This is a genomic window from Celeribacter litoreus, assembly GCF_020165855.1.
Taxonomy (GTDB): Bacteria; Pseudomonadota; Alphaproteobacteria; order Rhodobacterales; family Rhodobacteraceae; genus Celeribacter; species Celeribacter litoreus.
In genome coordinates this window covers 1-16,469 of the sequence record NZ_JAIUFY010000004.1, presented here as the reverse complement: position 1 = coordinate 16,469, position 16,469 = coordinate 1, and the positions used below count along the sequence as shown (strand labels likewise).

Below are 16,469 nucleotides of genomic sequence, written 5' to 3'. Positions count from 1 at the left end.
CGGCTTAACCCAGTTCCAGCTTCGGATGACGGTTCACATCCTTGTAGAGCAGGTAGCGGAACGGGCGGCGTCCGGCGGCGTAACAGGCCTGCGGGCAGAAGGCGCGGAGCCAGAGGAAATCGCCCTCGGAGACCTCGACCCAGTCCTGATTGAGCAGATAGACGCCGCGGCCCTGAAGCACATAAAGCCCGTGCTCCATGACGTGCGTTTCTGCAAAGGGAATGGTGCCGCCGGGCAGGAAGGTCACGATGTTCACGTGGAAATCGTAGCGCAGGTCGTGCGGGTCCACGAAACGGGACGTGGACCAGTAGCCGGAGGTGTTCGGCATTTCGATCGGCGGCTTTTCGTGGTCGGCGGTGACAAAGCTCTCTGGCATGTCGATGCCCTGCGCCGGTTCGTAGCGTTTGCGAATCCAGACAAAGGTGGCCGGCGTATCGGTGTCGTTCTGAACGGTGTAGTCGTCACCGGGCGCGACGTAGACGTATCCACCCGGGTCCAACTCATAGGCGCGTGCGCCGATGGTCACGCGGACATGGCCCGCGAGGATGAACATCACGCATTGCGCCATCGGGTCGGGTTCGGGATTGGAGGCACCGCCGCCGGGGGAGACCTCAACGATCAGCTGCGCGAAGGTTTCGGCAAAGCCGGTCAGCGGTCGGGCGAGAACCCACGCGCGGGTGCGTTCCCAGCCAGGCAGGTAGCTGACGACGATGTCGGACATCACGCCGTGAGGGATCACGGCGTAGGAATTGGTGAAAACAGCGCGTTCGCGGGCGTGATTGTTCTGATCGGGCAATCCGCCTGTCGGCGCGCAATAGGTGTATTCGTAGCTCATTGGGCTCTCGGTCTTAGAAGTTCATCTCTTTGAGGCGATGCCATGCGATCCGCTCCACCTGACGACATGCGGTGGCGAATTCTTCGTCTGCTGTGTTGGTCAGACGGGCGTGGAAGGCCTTGAGGATGGTGTCTTTCGTATTGTCTTTTACGGCGATGATAAAGGGGAAGCCGAATTTTTCGGTATATTCGGTGTTCAGCGCCTCGAATGTCGCGCGCTCTTCGTCGGTCAGGGCGTCGAGACCGGCGGAGGCCTGTTCCGAGGTGCTCTCTGCGGTCAGGCGTTTGGCCTGTGCGAGTTTTCCGGCGAGATCGGGGTGCGCTGTGAGCACGCCCATCTTCTCCTCGGGCGTCGCGCGGCGGAAGGCGCGGCACAGGGCGGAGTGGGTGCCGATCCATGTATCATGCGCCGGACCAAGTTCGAGACCCCATGCGCGCTCTGCGACCCACGGGCTGTGTTCGAAGATGCTGCCGAACTTGGCGACGTAGTCGTCCTGCGAGAGTTCGGATGGCTTTTCGACGCGGCTGTGCGGATGGGTTGCGGCCCAGTGGCGGGCGATATCGATGCGGCGCGGGGTCCAAACGTCTTCGAATCCTTGGATGTATTCGATGAATTTTTTGAGGCCTGCGAGTTTACCGGGACGACCGATAAGGCGGCAATGGAGGCCGATATTCATCATCTTCGGCGTGCTCTCGGAGCCTTCCGCGTAGAGCACATCAAAGGCGTCTTTGAGGTAGGTGAAGAACTGCTCGCCCGTGATGTAACCCGGTGCCGTGGCGAAGCGCATGTCGTTGGCTTCGAGCGTGTAGGGGATGATCAGTTGGTCGCGATCTCCGACTTCAAGCCAATAGGGCAGGTCGTCATCGTAGGTGTCGGAGACGTAATCAAAGCCGCCTTCTTCGGAGACGAGGCGGACGGTGTTTTCCGAGCAGCGGCCCGTATACCAGCCGTAGGGCCGTTCGCCGGTGACTTCTTCGTGCAGACGGATCGCTTCCGCAATCGCGGCGCGTTCTTCGTCCTCGGGCATGTCTTTGTGTTCGACCCATTTGAGACCGTGGGAGGCGATTTCCCATCCGGCGTCCTGCATCGCCGCGACCTGTTCCGGCGAACGCGCCAGTGCGGTGGCCACGCCGTAGATCGTCACGGGGATATTCGCGCCGGTGAAGAGGCGGTGCAGACGCCAGAAACCTGCGCGCGCGCCGTATTCGTAGATTGATTCCATGTTCCAGTGGCGCTTGCCCTGCCACATCGCGGCGCCCGCGATGTCGGAGAGGAAGGCTTCTGACGCCGCATCCCCGTGGAGAACGCAGTTTTCGCCGCCTTCTTCGTAGTTGAGGACGAACTGAACCGCGACTTTTGCCCCACCCGGCCATTGCGGATCGGGCGCGTGCGCTCCGTAGCCCTGCATGTTTCGAACATAACGCGGTGGATTTTTTGGCATTTTAGAGGGCCTTTTGGTTTTTTGACTATTTGGTAGGCTTGTAGCGTATTGAATACTATTTTGTATCCAATCTGGTGAAATGTTTTATTGTCCACCTCTTTGCTTTCCGACAGTGTGACGGAGAAAATGCATTCAAAATGAGCAAAACGCCTATGACGTCCGGTTTTTTGACCACCCATGTTCTCGACACCGCCAAAGGATTGCCCGCCGAAGGGATTCAGATCGCGCTCTTTCGCCTGACGGGTGAAGATCGGGAAAAGATTGCCACTGCGGTGACGAATTCCGACGGCCGCACGGATGCGCCGATCTTGCCTGCGGGTGATTTTGTGACAGGAACTTACGAGCTGGTGTTCTACGCTGGCGATTATCTCCGCAGCACCGGACAGGCCGGGGCGGAGCCGCTGTTCCTCGACGAAATTCCGCTGCGGTTCGGGATCAGTGATCCGGAGAGCCATTACCACGTGCCGCTTTTGTTGTCGCCTTTCAGCTATTCGACCTATCGGGGGAGCTAAAATGTCTTTGTTGCCAATCGTTTGGGAGTGGGCCGAATTTGCGCTCCGCTGGCTCCATGTTGTGACCGCGATCGCGTGGATCGGGTCGTCGTTCTACTTTATCGCGCTCGATCTCGGGCTGCGTCCCTCCTCCGACCGTCGCGAAGGCGTCGGCGGTGAGGAGTGGCAGGTCCATGGGGGCGGGTTCTATTTCATCCAGAAATACCTCGTCGCGCCCGCGCGGATGCCGGAAGATCTCATCTGGTTCAAATGGGAGAGCTATTCGACATGGCTCTCTGGGGCGGCCCTCATGGCGGTCGTCTATTACATGGGCGCGGAGCTTTACCTGATTGATCCGAACGTGCTCGACATCACGACGCCGGTGGCGATCATCATCTCCATCGTCTCGCTCGCCTTTGGCTGGATCGCCTACAACACGATCTGCAAACTGATGCTGGGCAAGGGCGACACCGCCCTCATGATTATCCTCTATGCGATCCTCGTCATCATGGCGTGGGGCTATACGCAGGTGTTCACGGGCCGCGCGGCGTTCCTGCACCTCGGGGCCTTCACGGCGACGGTCATGAGCGCGAACGTGTTCTTCATCATCATCCCGAACCAGAAGGTGGTGGTGAAAGACCTCCGCGAAGGGCGCACGCCGGACCCGATGTATGGCAAGACCGCCAAGCAGCGTTCCACCCATAACAACTACCTCACGCTGCCCGTCATCTTCATGATGCTGTCAAACCACTACCCGCTCGCGTTTGCGGCGGAATACAACTGGCTCATCGCGGCGCTCGTGTTCCTGATGGGGGTGACGATCCGCCACTTCTTCAACACCATGCACAAACGCGGCGGGATGCTGTGGTGGACCTGGGGTCTGACCGTGGGTCTGTTCCTCGTGGTCATGTGGCTGTCTACTCTGGGCATCTACGGCCAGCGCGATATGGACGGTGAGGCCGCACTCGGCCCCGTCGCCCAGAAATTCGCGTCCGCCGAAGGGTTTGACGAGGTCTATGACATCGTGAGCGCGAACTGCTCCATGTGCCATACGGCGGAACCGTATTGGGAGGGGCTCGCCTCTCCGCCGAAAGGTGTGATGCTTGAAAGCCCGCATGAGGTTGCCAATCATGCGCGTGATATCTGGCTTCAGGCCGGTGTGACCCATGCCATGCCGCCTGCGGGGACCTATATGGCGCTCGCGGACGAAGACCGCGCCGCGATCCGCGCGTGGTTTGCCGCCGCGCAAGAAGGCTAAGGCCTAGTCGCGGAAGAACCGCCAACTCGTGTGCTGGTGATAGGTGTCGCCAGCACCGAGACGGACCGACGGGAACTCCGGCCGGTTCGGTGCATCAGGCCAGTGCTGGGCCTCAAGCGCCACACCGCAAAAGCCCGTTTCCACCCATCCTTCATGCCCTTCGAACGCGCCGCTGCCCATCGGCGCGGCGTCGAAGACCTGCAATCCGGGTTCGGTCGTGGACATTTCGAGAGTGAGACCCGACTGACCCGTAAGCGTTGCAACAGGGCGAAGCGGTTCGGAGCCGTCCGAGAGGCAGAAACAGTGATCGAGGCGCTGGGCGTCGCTCGGGGATATGATGCGCGCGTCGCGGAAGTCGAAAGCGGTGCCGTCAACCGGCGTGATTTCAAGCGGGATCAGGCGGGTATCAACGGGTAGGTAGCGGTTTGCGCTGAGCTGGAGTTTGTGGCCATCTGTCGTTTTGGCGGGGTCGAGCCGCCAATAGGAATGGTTCGCGATGTTCATGAGCGTCGTGCGATCAGTGGTCGCGGTGATCTCCATATGCAGCGTCGCAGGCGCGCGGATCGAGAAGGTGGCAGTGATGCTGCGGTTGCCGGGGAAGCCGTCTTTGCCGTCCGGTAGATCGCAGGTCAGGGTGACGGACTGCGGCGTCTGTGCGCCAATTTCCCAAACCTCGGAATGAAGGCCTGCGACGCCGCTATGAAGGCAGGTCGTGCCTTCGTTTGCGGGAAAGTGCAGGGTTTCGCCGTCGAGCGGGGCGGTTGCCCCCGCGATCCGGTTCGCAACGGGGCCGACAAGGGCGCCGAATTGTTTCAACGGTCCGTTGTCGTAGGCGGCGAGAGTGGGGCTGCCGATGGTGAGGCTGTGGTCCACGCCGGTCAGGCGGACGTCATTCAGGATCGCGCCGAGGGTGAGGATCGTGGCGCTCAGGGTGCCGTCGGTGATCGTCACCGCGTGAATGGCGCGTCCGTCGGAGAGTTTGCCGAAAATGTCTGTCATGCAGTTGCCTTTGCGAGGGCGGCGTCGACGCCGGCTTGGAACAGTTTGTCTTTGTCGGCAGAGAGGACAGGGACGAATTGGGCCTCAAGCGCCGCAATGTAGGGCGCGCAGAGGGCGGGTGTGCCGATCAACATGACAGGTTGGCCGAGCCAGTAGGCGCGGCTCGCCGCGAGTTCCGCGCCAATGAGGGCGGCGGTTGCGCGGGAGGCGGCTTCTTCGGGTGTGAGGTTGCCGTTGGATTGCTGCGTGTCGAGGGCGCTCAGTGTGAGGGCGATAGTTTCCGGTTTTGACATGGCATCAGAGAGCGCGTCTTTGAACGCGTCGGCGTCGCCGTGGTGCAGGCCGGTCGTGAAGAAGGCGGACAGAATGCGCCCCGTCGCAAAGCGGCGCATGGAGACGATTTCCTCTGCGCTCACATGCGCCCAGAGCGTGCTCTCATCGCTCGGGAGAACAAGGATACCGTCGAATTTGGGTTGGGTGGCCACGAGACCGGCGAGTTGGAACTCTTCGCCGGTTGTCTGCGTGGGCGGGTGCTTTTGCGAAAGAGATGGGAGGATGAGTTGCCCGCCGTCTACCCGAACCTGATCGGGCAGAGGTGTGCACGGAAGCGCGCGCGGCTGCGGCGTTTTGTCTTTGTTTGGATCGCTCACGAGTGCCCCCTTTCGCTGCAGTTGCACCATATAAAACGCGGCGCGCGCAGCGATGCAATGGCGTGGGGCGTGAAAGGTTAGCTTTTCACGGTCGCGGGGTAGCCAGCTTTGGAAAGGGCTGCGAGGATGGCTTCGTCACCCGCGTCAGAGAACACGTCAATCTCGCGCGCGTCCATGTCGGCGTTGATTTCGACTGTGTCATCAATGGCTTCGAGCGCTTCGGTGATGGTGGCTTTGCAATGGCCGCAGCTCATATCGGGAACGGAGAAGACGGACATATGTGACCTTTCTCTAAAAATTTGGGACGGGGCTGTGCATCGGGTGCAGTTGATCGATGCGGCCCTGAGGCATAAGTAACGAGAATACTCAGAATTTCCAGAGGCGTTGCCATGAACGCGACACGATTTTCCATCGAAGGCATGACCTGTGCGTCTTGTGTCGGACGCGTTGAACGCGCTCTGTCCGGCACGGAGGGTGTGACGAAGGCCAACGTGAACCTCGCGACGGAAACCGCGGATGTGAGTTTTGACGAGCAGGTCGATGTGAAGGAGCTTGTCGAGGTTCTCGATAAGGCGGGTTATCCCGCGCGGACCGAAGAGATCACCTTTGATATTCAGGGCATGACCTGCGCGTCCTGTGTCGGGCGGGTGGAGCGTGCTTTGGCGGATGTGGAGGGCGTGACAGAGGCGTCGGTGAACCTCGCGGCGGAAACGGCTTCGGTCAAGTTTCTCAGCGGTGTGGTCACGGTCGATCAACTGGTCGATGTGGTCGCGAAGGCGGGGTATCAGGCCGCGCCGCGCATTGATCGCGACGCGGCGCCTGTGAATCGCAAAGAGGACGAAGCGCGCGCGCTGAAGGGGAAATTGCTCCTCGCCGCTGTGCTGACGCTGCCGATTTTTCTCGTGGAGATGGGCGGGCATCTGTTCCCGCCGCTGCACCATTGGTGGATGATGACGGTGCCGGAATGGGCGTGGCGCTATACGCAAATGGCGCTGTCGATTGTTGTGCTCGCGGGACCGGGCCATGTGTTTTTTGCGAAGGGCATCCCGTCGCTCTTGCGTGGTGGGCCGGATATGAATGCGCTTGTGGCCTTGGGTGCGGGGGCGGCATTTCTCTATTCGGCGTTTGTGACGCTCTGGCCTCTCGCGGTGCCGGAAGGCGCGCAGAACGTCTATTTCGAAGCGGCCAGTGTGATTGTCACACTGATCCTTTTGGGCCGGTGGCTTGAGGCGCGGGCCAAAGGCCGCACGGGCGATGCAATTCGTAAACTTGCAGGGCTGCGGGCCAAGACGGCGCGGGTCGAGCGGGACGGTGTGGTTGTAGAGATCCCCGTCGAAGAGATTGCTGTCGGCGACGTGCTGCATCTGCGCCCCGGTGAAAAGATCGCGGTGGATGGCAAGGTGCTCTCTGGGGAGAGCCACGTCGATGAGGCGATGATTTCCGGTGAGCCGATCCCTGTGTCCAAGGCCCCGAACAGCCCCCTGATCGCGGGTACGGTCAACGGCGAAGGCGCGATGACCTATGTGGCGGAAAAGGTCGGGGCGGACACGATGCTCGCCCAGATCATGCGTATGGTCGAGGATGCACAAGGGGCGAAACTGCCGATCCAGTCGCTTGTCGATAAGGTGACGATGTATTTCGTGCCGGTTGTGATGGGCCTCGCGCTGCTCACGATTGGCGTCTGGCTCGCCATCGGGCCGGAGCCGAAGGTGGCCCATGCTCTTGTGGCCGGTGTGGCTGTTCTGATCATCGCCTGCCCCTGTGCGATGGGCCTCGCCACGCCGACGTCGATCATGGTCGGGACGGGGCGCGCGGCGGAGCTTGGCGTGCTGTTCCGCAAGGGAGATGCGCTCCAAGGCCTGCAAGGCGTCAAGGTTCTGGCCTTTGACAAGACCGGTACGCTCACCGAAGGCCGCCCCGAGGTGACGGACATTGTGACGATCTCTGGTGATGAAAACGAGCTGATTGCGATGGTGGCAGCGGCCGAGGCGAAATCTGAACACCCGATTGCCCGCGCGCTCGAACGTGCTGCGAAGGATCGCGGACTTATGCTTCCCGAGGTTGGCAAAGCGCGCGCGATTGCGGGGCATGGGCTCAAGGCTGACGTGGAGGGCGCTGCGCTCCACATTGGCAATATGCGCCTCATGACGCGGGAAAAGATTGATACAGCGGCGTTTGAAGCTCCTCTCGCGGCCCTCGCTGATCAGGGGAAAACCCCTGTCCTCGTGGCCCGTGACGGTGCGCCTGTGATGGTCATTGGCGTCTCTGATCCGCTACGCCCGACGGCACGGGCGGCGGTTGAGGCGCTTCATGCGCGCGGGATCAAGATCGCGATGGTCTCCGGCGACACAGAGCGCGCGGCGCGCAGTGTGGCTGCACAGTTGGGCGTCGATCATGTCGAGGCAGAGGTGCTGCCAAAGGGCAAAGCGAAGATCGTCGAGACGCTGCGGGAGCAGTTCGGAAACGTCGGCTTTGTTGGCGACGGAATCAACGACGCGCCTGCGCTGGCGGCGGCTGATGTCGGGATCGCGATGGGCACGGGGACTGATGTCGCCATTGAGGCGGCGGATGTTGTGCTCACCAAAGGTGATCCGGCAGGGGTCGTGACCGCCTGTGATATCAGTCGGAAAACAATGGGAAATATCCGTCAGAACCTGTTCTGGGCCTTTGCCTATAATGCGGCCCTGATCCCTGTGGCGGCGGGTGTGCTTTATCCGGCGTTCGGGATTACGCTGTCTCCGATGCTCGGTGCTGGCGCGATGGCGATGTCGTCCGTGTTCGTGGTGTCGAATGCGCTTCGCCTGCGTCGGGTAAAGCGTGCGCTGTGAGGGCGGCAGGGCTTTCCCGACCTATTTCCCCGCGCTAGAGTGACGCCATGGAAAAAGACGTTCCGATCCGCGATGCGGCGACAGTGATCCTATTGCGCAATGACGACGCTGAACCACGTGTCCTGATGGGGCAGCGCGGACGCAAAGCGGTGTTTATGCCGGGTAAGTTTGTCTTTCCGGGCGGGGCGGTGGACCAAGAGGATTTTGGCGCGGACCTTCCGGGGGCGCTCTCTCCCGATTGTGCGCGGCGTTTGTCCAAAGAATGCGATGCGGATTTGGTGCGGGCGCTGCCACATGCGGCGCTGCGTGAGTTGCGCGAAGAGACGGGACTGGTCCTGCCATCCGTTGGTGCGATGCAGTTCATATTCCGCGCGATCACTCCGCCGGGACGCCCGCGCCGGTTTGATGCGCGGTTCTTCCTCGTCGGTGCGGACGAGATTGCAGGCGATCTGAATGATTTCTCGCGAGCAGAGGATGAGTTGTCCCATTTGCAGTGGGTCACCCTCGAAGGCGCGCGGAGCTTTGATTTACCTTTCGTGACGCGTGTTGTCCTCGCGGAAGTGGAGGCCGCGCTGACGCGCGGCGGTCCTCTGGAGCATGTTCCCTTTTTTGATCACAAGGGTGAAACGGGCAAAATGCGCGCTCTATTTTGATGCAGTGGCTTTTTGCATCTGCTGCTCGTTGGCATCTTGGAGCAGGCGTTTGTGCTTGCGCATTTCTGTCAAAGCCTCGCCGAAAGTGACGATCCCGCGTTCTTCCGCCATGCGCATCATTTTGATGAAGACCTGCGCCGTCGCAATCGTGTCTCCCATCGCCGTGTGACGGGCCTCTGGCGGGATTTTGACGCCAAGCCGTGCGGAGATCGCATCGAGCGTATGTTCCTCTGACTGACCAAAGACGATGGCGGACAGAAGCACCGTGTCGAGCACTGGATGGGTGAATTTCTCTCCGATGTCGACCTCATGTCTGCGCAGGAATTCGAGGTCAAATGGCGCATTATGTGCAACGAGCACAGATCCACGGGCAAAACTATGAAGCTTGCGCCCGATCACGTCGATCTTCGGTTTGCCTTTGACCATCTCGTTGGTGATGTGGTGCACGGCGGTCGAAGAGGCGGGAATGGGGCGGCAGGGATCGACGAGTTCGTCGAGCGTTTCGGTGTCCACGATCCGACCGTTGACGACGCGGAGGGCGGCGACTTGGCAAATCTCGTCGCCGTGAGATGGCAGGAGGCCGGTCGTTTCCGTGTCGAAGACCACGTAGGACAGTTCCGAGAGCGGCGTTTCCATGAGTTCTTTCGACGGCTGACGGGACAGGAGGTCGAAGTCATAGGTCACAGCGCGGCGTCCGTCGCCATAGGTGCGGCGGAGGCGGCGGGCTTTTCGGATCGGGAGCTTCAGGACACTGCGCGAGGCGCGCCCGAATTCGGGCCACGCGTCTGTGCCATGGATGGTGAGGATATCGCGTCCGGTCATGTCCGCGAGGCCGACGTCGAGCGGGTCTTGGAACCACGTTTCGAGCAGATCGACAGACAACGGATCGCCGGTCCAACCGAGCGCGAGCATCGCACCGCCGGTTTCGTCGCGGGAGACGAGGAACGAGAGAGCGCGCGCGCCAATTCGCGTGAGTTCGCGGGCGACGTGGCGCAGGAGGGTGATGATCTGCACCGCGTCGACGGTCAATTCCATGAGTTCTGCGGAATCGGCGGCGATGGTGATGTTGTCTTCTGCCAGTTGCGCGGCGAGGGCGTCGCTGAGTTCGGTGCTGCGGACGGGGGCCATGGGCCACCAGTCGGCTTTGGCGGCCTCAAACGCGCCGTGGAGTTCTTCGACGGTGTCGGTGAGCTTGCCCATCTCGTCGGCGAGGGCGGCGTCGAGGCGTGCGTCTTGTTGCAGGCTCGGATGCACTGCACGGGCGGCGAGAGTGGTTTGCAGGGACGCAATCGAGGGGCGCAGGCGGGTGAAGAGCGTTGCGAGCAATTTCTCACGGTCGCCTTGGACGGCGAGATCAGCGGTCACGTCGTCGAGGGTGAGGACATAGGACGGGCTCAGATCGCCTTCGCTCGGCGCGTGCATGAGGCGCATTCGGGCGGAGAGAATTTGCCCGCCGTGGACCGTCGCGACCATGAGAGAGAGGACATGGCCGTCCCCGCCTTCGCCATTACAGAGGCGTTCGTAGGCGGAAATGATGGGGCGCGCGCGGAGGAAGTCGAAGATGGAATGATCGAGGCCAGGCGCGTGATCGGTCGAGAGAAGTTCCGCCGCTGCGCCATTGTAGAAGGCCATTTTGTGCAGGCCGGAGAGCATCACGACGCCCAGCGGCATCTCTGCGGAGAGAGCGGCGAGCTTTTCCTTCTCCTCAACCAATCGCGTGGTTTCCTGCGCGATGGTTTCGGCGAGTTTGTTGCGCGTTGCCGCGAGGTTCGCGGTCACGGCGCGGGCGGCGGGGGCCAGATCACCGAGATAGCGCGCGGTTTTCGCGTCAATGGCCTCATCGACGTCTGCATGGGCGCGGGCCAACATGCCACCGGCGAGACGCTGGATCGGTTTGGCGACATTGTCGTCAAAGAGGAGCCAAATCCACGCGACGACGCCGAGGATGACAAAGCTCGCGATGGTGCCGGCGAAAATGAACCCGTCCCGTGCCTCCGGCACATCCAAACGGCTGAACCCGAGTGTGAGGCCAGCCACGACCGCTGCAATCGCGGCGGAGGCCAGAAAGGCGAAAAACAAGAAGACCCGAAGGCGAAGTGACCAGTTCTCAATTTTCATGACGGCCTCCTTCGATCAGGCGGGTGACGGAGGCGCGCATCTCGTCCATCGAGAACGGCTTGGTCAGGAACAGATCAGCGCCCATGGCGAGGCCTTTGCGCCGCTCCGGCTCTGACGCGCGGGCGGACATGATGAGCACCGGAATATCCACGAGCGCAGGGTCGAGCCGCATCTGTTGGCAAATTTCGTATCCCGAGAGCCCCGGCAGCGTGACGTCGAGAATGACGAGCGCGGGGGACTGCGCGCGGATGTTCGGAAGGGCCTGCGCCCCGTCTCTCACATGCACGACGTCATAGCCCGCGCGTTCCATCAGAATTTCGATGGCAATCGCGATGTTGTCCTCGTCTTCGACAAGAATGATCGTTGGCCGCTCCTCCATGAGCCTCCTCCATTCCGTTTAGCGTAGCATCCCGCAGGCCGTGCGCAGGGTCGGGTCGTCCTCTTCTACGTCGATCCATGCGAGCGTGGCCAGATCGTCCTCTGTCCAAGCACCTTCGGGGAGGCCGGTTGCCTCCGCGCGTTGGAGTTCATGGCAGTCAAACGCGACGGGCACGATGGCGCTCTGTTCGCGGCGCGAGGCGAGGTACATCTCGGTGACGACTGTCTCGCCCTTGATCTCTGCCCCGTCGCGTTCGAGCGCGATAAAGCGGGTCGTGACCGGCACGATAAAGGTCCAAGGGCGCCAGACCTGACGTTTGTCGATGGTCACGGCTACGACCGGATCGGTGCCAAGGTTCTGCTCGGCGCGCGAGGCCCACGAGTAGTCGGACCAGACAGAAAAGGCGAGCATCGCAACGCCCGCACAAGACGGCATGAGCCATTTCGGGAAATTGCTTTTCGTCACTTTCTGCAGGCCGAGAATGATACCGGCGGCACCGACACCTGCGGAGATTGTGGCGATGAATTCGAGAAGCATGGGGATTGAACCCTTCTGTTATGTGCGCGCGGCGGATGAGCCGAGCGAGGATTGCATGGTGCGGACGATGACGAAGGCATCGCGCAGGTGAGAGCGTTCAAATGCGGGGATGGCCGAGGGGCTCAGGAAGTTATCGGGTTTTTGGCCGTCGCGGACTTGGGCCGCCTGATGTTCGAGACGGGCGGAGGCAATCGTGTCATAGGCCGCCAAGAGGTCTTTGCCGCCGTTCTCCGACACAACGCCGGTCTCAATCGCGGCATCGATCCGCGCGCGCGTGTTCACGGCGGCGAGCCCGCCTTTGAGTGCATAGACGCGACCCAGATCGACGATGGGCACAACGCCGTTGTGCTTCATGTCGAGTTGGTTGCGATGTTCGCCGGATTTGATCGTCGCGAACCCGCGCAGGAGGCCGAGCGGCGGCGTGTGTCCAAGCGAGTTGGAGATCATGAACGCGAGGAAGATGGAGTTCTTCTGTGCCGCGTTCAGGGCCTTTTCCTGAAGCGGGGTGAAGAGGCGCTCATCGCCCGCGATGGGGCGCAGGTCGAACATGACGGAGGCGAGCATTTGCGCCTCTCCGTCCGGTTTGTTGATCCAGCCGTCAAAGTAGCCTTCCCAGACCTTGAGCGGTTGGCACCAGCGGTCAGTCATGGCCATCATCTCACCGGGGCAATAGACGTAGCCACAGGAGTCGAGGCCGTCGCAGACAAAGCGCGCGAGTTTGCGGAAGTAGGACATATCTGCGTTGGTCGCGGCATTGTCGATGATCAGGCAGTTATCCTGATCCGACACGCCCGTTTGTTCGCGGCGGCCCTGAGAGCCACAGGCGGCCCAGAGGTAGGGGACGGGCGCGGGACCGAATTCTTCTTCACCCATTTTGAGCAGGCGACGGGTGACGAGGTCGGCCACGTCGGTGATTTTGCGTGTCACGACATCATGCGCGAGGTGGGAGCCCACGAGCTGCATCAGGAACTGCGGCAAGCGTTCGGTGACGGCCGCCATTTCCCGAATGGTTTGGGCTTTTGTGAGATCGAAGACCATCTGCGTCTGGGACGAGCCGAAGAACCGCGTGATGTCGGTCTGGGTGATCATGCCGACGAGTTTGCCACCCTCAACCACGGGCAAGTGGCCGATCCGGTTTTCGAGCATGATGTGGATGACGTCCGTGCCGAGCGCGCCGGGGGAAACGCTAATGGGATTGTTCACCATGATCTCGGAGACGGGCAGGGCGCTGTCGCGGCCTTCGGCGAGCACCTTGTTCGTCATGTCGCGCACGGTCACGAGGCCCTTGATTTGGTCGCCTTCAAGCACGGCCACCGAGGAGATTTTTTCCGCGCGCATGAGTTTGGCGCAATCCGCGATGGTTGTGTTCGCGGTGCAGGTCACTGGGGCGTTGGCCATGAGGTCGGAGACGTGTTGCGTCATGAGACCGGAGGCAGCTTTTGGACGGGCTTGACCACGGTTGAAGTAACGGGCGAAGGCGGGGTTGGCCTCGACTTCGTGTTTGAAGTCCGCGGGCGGGAGCATCAGGAGCGTGCAGGCGGAGGCTGCCGTTGCCGTCGTGGCCGCAATCCCGTCGCGCAGGAGGCCGCGTTCGCCGAAGTGGTTCGATTTCTGGAGCAGAGAGACCTGCGCCCCGTTGGCGTCGGTGATTTCCACGGCGCCGGCCTTGATCAGGTAGAGACCTTCGAGCAACTCACCGTGGGCATAGACCACGTCGCCCTCCTTGAATTCCTTGCGCGAGAATGAGTTCGCGAGGGCTTCAAGCTCGTCTTTTGGCAAAACATCATACGGATGCGTGGTTTGCAAAAAGTCGATAATCTTTTGGGTCTTGCGCATGTCAGGTCCGAACATGAATTAAAAAACGCGGAAGCTCACTGAAAGCTCCCGCGCGTATTATGGTGAGGGGCTGGCCGTGAAGCCAGCCCGAAACCTGATTTAGTGGTCCACGGCCTCGCCAGCACCGCGCGGGATGCGGACGCTTTCGACCAGTTCCTGGATTTCGACCGGCGGCTCTTCGGTCGCGTTGGAGACGACGTAGGCCACAACGAAGTTCACCAGAGCACCGAGGGAACCGAAGGAGGTCGATTTGATCGACAGCAGCAGCGGATCGGAGTCGGAGAAGCTGTTCGTGCCCGGGATGAAGAACCAACCCTTGTGCAGGAAGATGTAGATCAGGGTCACGGAGAGACCTGCAATCATACCTGCCACAGCGCCTTTGTTGTTGATGCGCTTCGAGAAGATGCCCATCAGCAGAGCCGGGAAGATGGAAGATGCAGCCAGACCGAAGGCGAGCGCCACGGTTTGAGCAGCAAAGCCCGGAGGGTTCAGACCAAGGTAGGTCGCAATCACGATCGCCACGGCCATGGAAACACGAGCGGACATCAGTTCGCCTTTTTCCGAGATGGACGGGTTGATCTGCGACTTGATGAGGTCGTGAGACACAGCGGACGAGATCGCCATCAAGAGACCAGCCGCGGTGGAGAGTGCAGCAGCAAGACCACCAGCAGCGACCAGAGCGATCACCCAACCCGGCAGGTTGGCGATTTCCGGGTTTGCGAGCGTGATGATGTCGCGGTTCACGGTCAGTTCGTTGGCTTCGCCGTCGCCGACGTACTGGATGAGGCCGTCGCCGTTTTTGTCGTCAAAGCTGAGAAGACCGGTTTGCTCCCAGTTGCTGACCCAATCCGGGCGCTGCTCATAGGCGAGCGGTGCTTCGGTGGTGCCATTCGGGTAAACCGTGTCGATCAGGTTCACGCGGGCCATCGCACCCACAGCCGGAGCGGTGAGGTAGAGAAGCGCGATGAACACGAGCGCCCAACCTGCGGACGAACGGGCGTCAGCCACGGTCGGCACGGTGAAGAAGCGCACGATCACGTGCGGCAGACCTGCAGTACCGATCATCAGGGAGACGGTGAACAGGAACATGTTCAGCGTGGTGTCCGTCTGACGGGTGTATTCTGCAAAGCCCAGATCTTCGAGCATTCCGTTGAGGGTCTCGAGGATCGGCAGACCGGTGGATTTCGCATCTGCAAACAGACCGAGCGGCGGGATCGGGTTGCCGGTCAGGTTGAAGGAGATGAAGATCGCCGGAATGGTGTAGGCGGTGATCAGAACGACGTACTGGGCAACCTGCGTGTAGGTGATGCCCTTCATGCCGCCGATAACAGCGTAGAAGAACACGATGGCCGCACCGATAAGAAGGCCGGTTGTGTTGTCCACTTCGAGGAAGCGGGAGAACGCCACGCCAACACCGGTCATCTGCCCAATCACGTAGGTGAGCGATGCGGTGATCAGACAGATAACGGCCACGGTACGGGCAGTCTGGCTGTAGAAGCGGTCGCCGATGAATTCCGGCACAGTGAACTTGCCGAACTTACGCAGGTAAGGTGCGATAAGCATGGCGAGAAGCACGTAACCACCGGTCCAGCCCATCAGGTAGGCAGAGGTGTTGTAGCCGCCGAACGAGATGATACCGGCCATCGAGATGAACGATGCAGCAGACATCCAGTCCGCGCCGGTGGCCATGCCGTTGACGACAGGGTGAACGCCGCGACCTGCAGCGTAGAATTCAGATGTGGAACCCGCACGGGCCCAGATCGCGATACCGATGTAGAGCGCAAAAGTCGCGCCCACAACGATAAGGTTGAGGGTAAACTGATCCATTCTGTGCGCTCCTTACTCGTCGACGCCGTGCTGTTTGTCGAGTTTGTTCATTTTCGCCGCGTAGGTGAAAATGAGGACGAGGAATACGAGGATCGAGCCTTGCTGGGCAAACCAGAAGCCAAGATCCGTTCCACCGATTTTGATGCCGGCGAGCATCGGGCGAAGCAGAATGCCAAAGCCGAAAGAGCAGATGAACCAAATCACCAGCGAAATACCGATAATCCGCTTGTTTGCGGACCAGTATGCATTGTTCTCAGAATTTTCCGCCATTGCGGGTCCTCCCATTTTGTCCCCGATCTTCAGTCCGGCTAATCCGGATGGTCCCGAAGATCCTTGAAATTGCGTCCCCCGCCTCCTCGCCGGGGCCGCTTCCCTTCCCACAGCCCTTGATGGGCCTTTTGGGTCTTCGCCGCCCCGCGTACGGGACGACGTTTGCTATCCTGATGCGGCGTTTAGGCCGATTTCTGGTACAGCGAATTTGCGATGAGTTCGTCGACGACGGCTGGTTCTGCGAGGGTTGATGTGTCGCCGAGGGAGCCTGTGTCGTTTTCCGCGATTTTGCGGAGGATGCGGCGCATGATTTTGCCGGAGCGTGTTTTCGGCAGGCCCGGGGCCCA

The 16,469-nt window shown here is 61.0% G+C and carries 15 protein-coding genes; 4 read left to right on the top strand and 11 right to left on the bottom strand.

Features of this window, described 5'->3' with window-relative positions; genetic code table 11:
- Positions 1–4: 4 nt before the first annotated feature.
- Both LA304_RS01815 and puuE read right to left on the bottom strand, forming a co-directional pair.
- Positions 5–835: a bifunctional allantoicase/(S)-ureidoglycine aminohydrolase gene (locus LA304_RS01815; protein ID WP_224501417.1), complete on the bottom strand. Its 831-nt coding sequence runs from the start codon at positions 833–835 to the stop codon at positions 5–7.
- 13 nt (positions 836–848) lie between these two features.
- Positions 849–2,276: an allantoinase PuuE gene (gene puuE / locus LA304_RS01810; protein WP_224501416.1), complete on the bottom strand. Its 1,428-nt coding sequence runs from the start codon at positions 2,274–2,276 to the stop codon at positions 849–851.
- A 152-nt stretch (positions 2,277–2,428) separates the two neighbouring features.
- On the opposite strand from puuE, the gene uraH reads away from it, so the two are divergent.
- Positions 2,429–2,788 (top strand): hydroxyisourate hydrolase, encoded by a 360-nt coding sequence (gene uraH, locus LA304_RS01805; protein ID WP_224501415.1) that lies wholly within the window; start codon positions 2,429–2,431, stop codon positions 2,786–2,788.
- 1 nt (position 2,789) lies between these two features.
- A complete protein-coding gene (locus LA304_RS01800) occupies positions 2,790–4,025 on the top strand; it encodes a urate hydroxylase PuuD (protein WP_224501414.1) in 1,236 nt (411 codons plus the stop codon).
- 3 nt (positions 4,026–4,028) lie between these two features.
- Here the strand turns inward: LA304_RS01800 and LA304_RS01795 are convergent, their stop codons facing one another.
- From LA304_RS01795 to LA304_RS01785, 3 genes are all read right to left on the bottom strand, one after another.
- Positions 4,029–5,024: an aldose epimerase family protein gene (locus tag LA304_RS01795; protein ID WP_224501413.1), complete on the bottom strand. Its 996-nt coding sequence runs from the start codon at positions 5,022–5,024 to the stop codon at positions 4,029–4,031.
- Positions 5,021–5,674, bottom strand: coding sequence for a 2-dehydro-3-deoxygalactonokinase (locus tag LA304_RS01790; protein ID WP_224501412.1), 654 nt, complete (start codon positions 5,672–5,674; stop codon positions 5,021–5,023). The genes LA304_RS01795 and LA304_RS01790 overlap by 4 nt, the downstream gene beginning before the upstream one ends.
- Positions 5,675–5,751: 77 nt before the next feature.
- The gene (locus LA304_RS01785; protein ID WP_224501411.1) at positions 5,752–5,952 is read right to left on the bottom strand and encodes a heavy-metal-associated domain-containing protein; all 201 of its coding nucleotides are present in this window, start codon (positions 5,950–5,952) and stop codon (positions 5,752–5,754) included.
- 111 nt (positions 5,953–6,063) lie between these two features.
- On the opposite strand from LA304_RS01785, the gene LA304_RS01780 reads away from it, so the two are divergent.
- Entirely contained in the window at positions 6,064–8,502 is a 2,439-nt protein-coding gene (locus LA304_RS01780; protein WP_224501410.1) for a heavy metal translocating P-type ATPase, read from the top strand.
- A 47-nt stretch (positions 8,503–8,549) separates the two neighbouring features.
- Positions 8,550–9,155 (top strand): NUDIX hydrolase, encoded by a 606-nt coding sequence (locus LA304_RS01775; protein ID WP_224501409.1) that lies wholly within the window; start codon positions 8,550–8,552, stop codon positions 9,153–9,155.
- Here the strand turns inward: LA304_RS01775 and LA304_RS01770 are convergent.
- From LA304_RS01770 to LA304_RS01745, 6 genes are all read right to left on the bottom strand, one after another.
- Positions 9,147–11,273 carry a 3'-5' exonuclease gene (locus LA304_RS01770; RefSeq protein WP_224501408.1) on the bottom strand — a complete coding sequence of 709 codons (2,127 nt, stop codon included), beginning with the start codon at positions 11,271–11,273 and terminating at the stop codon, positions 9,147–9,149. The two genes, LA304_RS01775 and LA304_RS01770, sit on opposite strands and share 9 nt — an antisense overlap.
- Positions 11,263–11,652, bottom strand: a complete 390-nt coding sequence (locus LA304_RS01765; protein ID WP_224501407.1) for a response regulator transcription factor — start codon at positions 11,650–11,652, stop codon at positions 11,263–11,265. Before LA304_RS01765 ends, LA304_RS01770 begins: the two co-directional genes overlap by 11 nt.
- An 18-nt stretch (positions 11,653–11,670) precedes the next feature.
- Entirely contained in the window at positions 11,671–12,189 is a 519-nt protein-coding gene (locus LA304_RS01760; RefSeq protein WP_224501406.1) for a hypothetical protein, read from the bottom strand.
- Between the two features lie 18 nt (positions 12,190–12,207).
- Positions 12,208–14,025, bottom strand: coding sequence for a putative nucleotidyltransferase substrate binding domain-containing protein (locus tag LA304_RS01755; RefSeq protein ID WP_224501405.1), 1,818 nt, complete (start codon positions 14,023–14,025; stop codon positions 12,208–12,210).
- A 99-nt stretch (positions 14,026–14,124) separates the two neighbouring features.
- Positions 14,125–15,852 (bottom strand): sodium:solute symporter family protein, encoded by a 1,728-nt coding sequence (locus LA304_RS01750; protein ID WP_224501404.1) that lies wholly within the window; start codon positions 15,850–15,852, stop codon positions 14,125–14,127.
- 12 nt (positions 15,853–15,864) lie between these two features.
- Positions 15,865–16,122: a DUF4212 domain-containing protein gene (locus LA304_RS01745; protein WP_167602563.1), complete on the bottom strand. Its 258-nt coding sequence runs from the start codon at positions 16,120–16,122 to the stop codon at positions 15,865–15,867.
- Positions 16,123–16,469 lie beyond the last annotated feature (347 nt).

Coding starts and splice junctions, on each gene's coding strand:
- LA304_RS01815 (WP_224501417.1), bottom strand. CDS start 835: ATGAGCTACGAATACACCTATTGCGCGCCGACAGGCGGATTGCCCGAT.
- puuE (WP_224501416.1), bottom strand. CDS start 2,276: ATGCCAAAAAATCCACCGCGTTATGTTCGAAACATGCAGGGCTACGGA.
- uraH (WP_224501415.1), top strand. CDS start 2,429: ATGACGTCCGGTTTTTTGACCACCCATGTTCTCGACACCGCCAAAGGA.
- LA304_RS01800 (WP_224501414.1), top strand. CDS start 2,790: ATGTCTTTGTTGCCAATCGTTTGGGAGTGGGCCGAATTTGCGCTCCGC.
- LA304_RS01795 (WP_224501413.1), bottom strand. CDS start 5,024: ATGACAGACATTTTCGGCAAACTCTCCGACGGACGCGCCATTCACGCG.
- LA304_RS01785 (WP_224501411.1), bottom strand. CDS start 5,952: ATGTCCGTCTTCTCCGTTCCCGATATGAGCTGCGGCCATTGCAAAGCC.
- LA304_RS01780 (WP_224501410.1), top strand. CDS start 6,064: ATGAACGCGACACGATTTTCCATCGAAGGCATGACCTGTGCGTCTTGT.
- LA304_RS01775 (WP_224501409.1), top strand. CDS start 8,550: ATGGAAAAAGACGTTCCGATCCGCGATGCGGCGACAGTGATCCTATTG.
- LA304_RS01770 (WP_224501408.1), bottom strand. CDS start 11,273: ATGAAAATTGAGAACTGGTCACTTCGCCTTCGGGTCTTCTTGTTTTTC.
- LA304_RS01765 (WP_224501407.1), bottom strand. CDS start 11,652: ATGGAGGAGCGGCCAACGATCATTCTTGTCGAAGACGAGGACAACATC.
- LA304_RS01760 (WP_224501406.1), bottom strand. CDS start 12,189: ATGCTTCTCGAATTCATCGCCACAATCTCCGCAGGTGTCGGTGCCGCC.
- LA304_RS01755 (WP_224501405.1), bottom strand. CDS start 14,025: ATGCGCAAGACCCAAAAGATTATCGACTTTTTGCAAACCACGCATCCG.
- LA304_RS01750 (WP_224501404.1), bottom strand. CDS start 15,852: ATGGATCAGTTTACCCTCAACCTTATCGTTGTGGGCGCGACTTTTGCG.
- LA304_RS01745 (WP_167602563.1), bottom strand. CDS start 16,122: ATGGCGGAAAATTCTGAGAACAATGCATACTGGTCCGCAAACAAGCGG.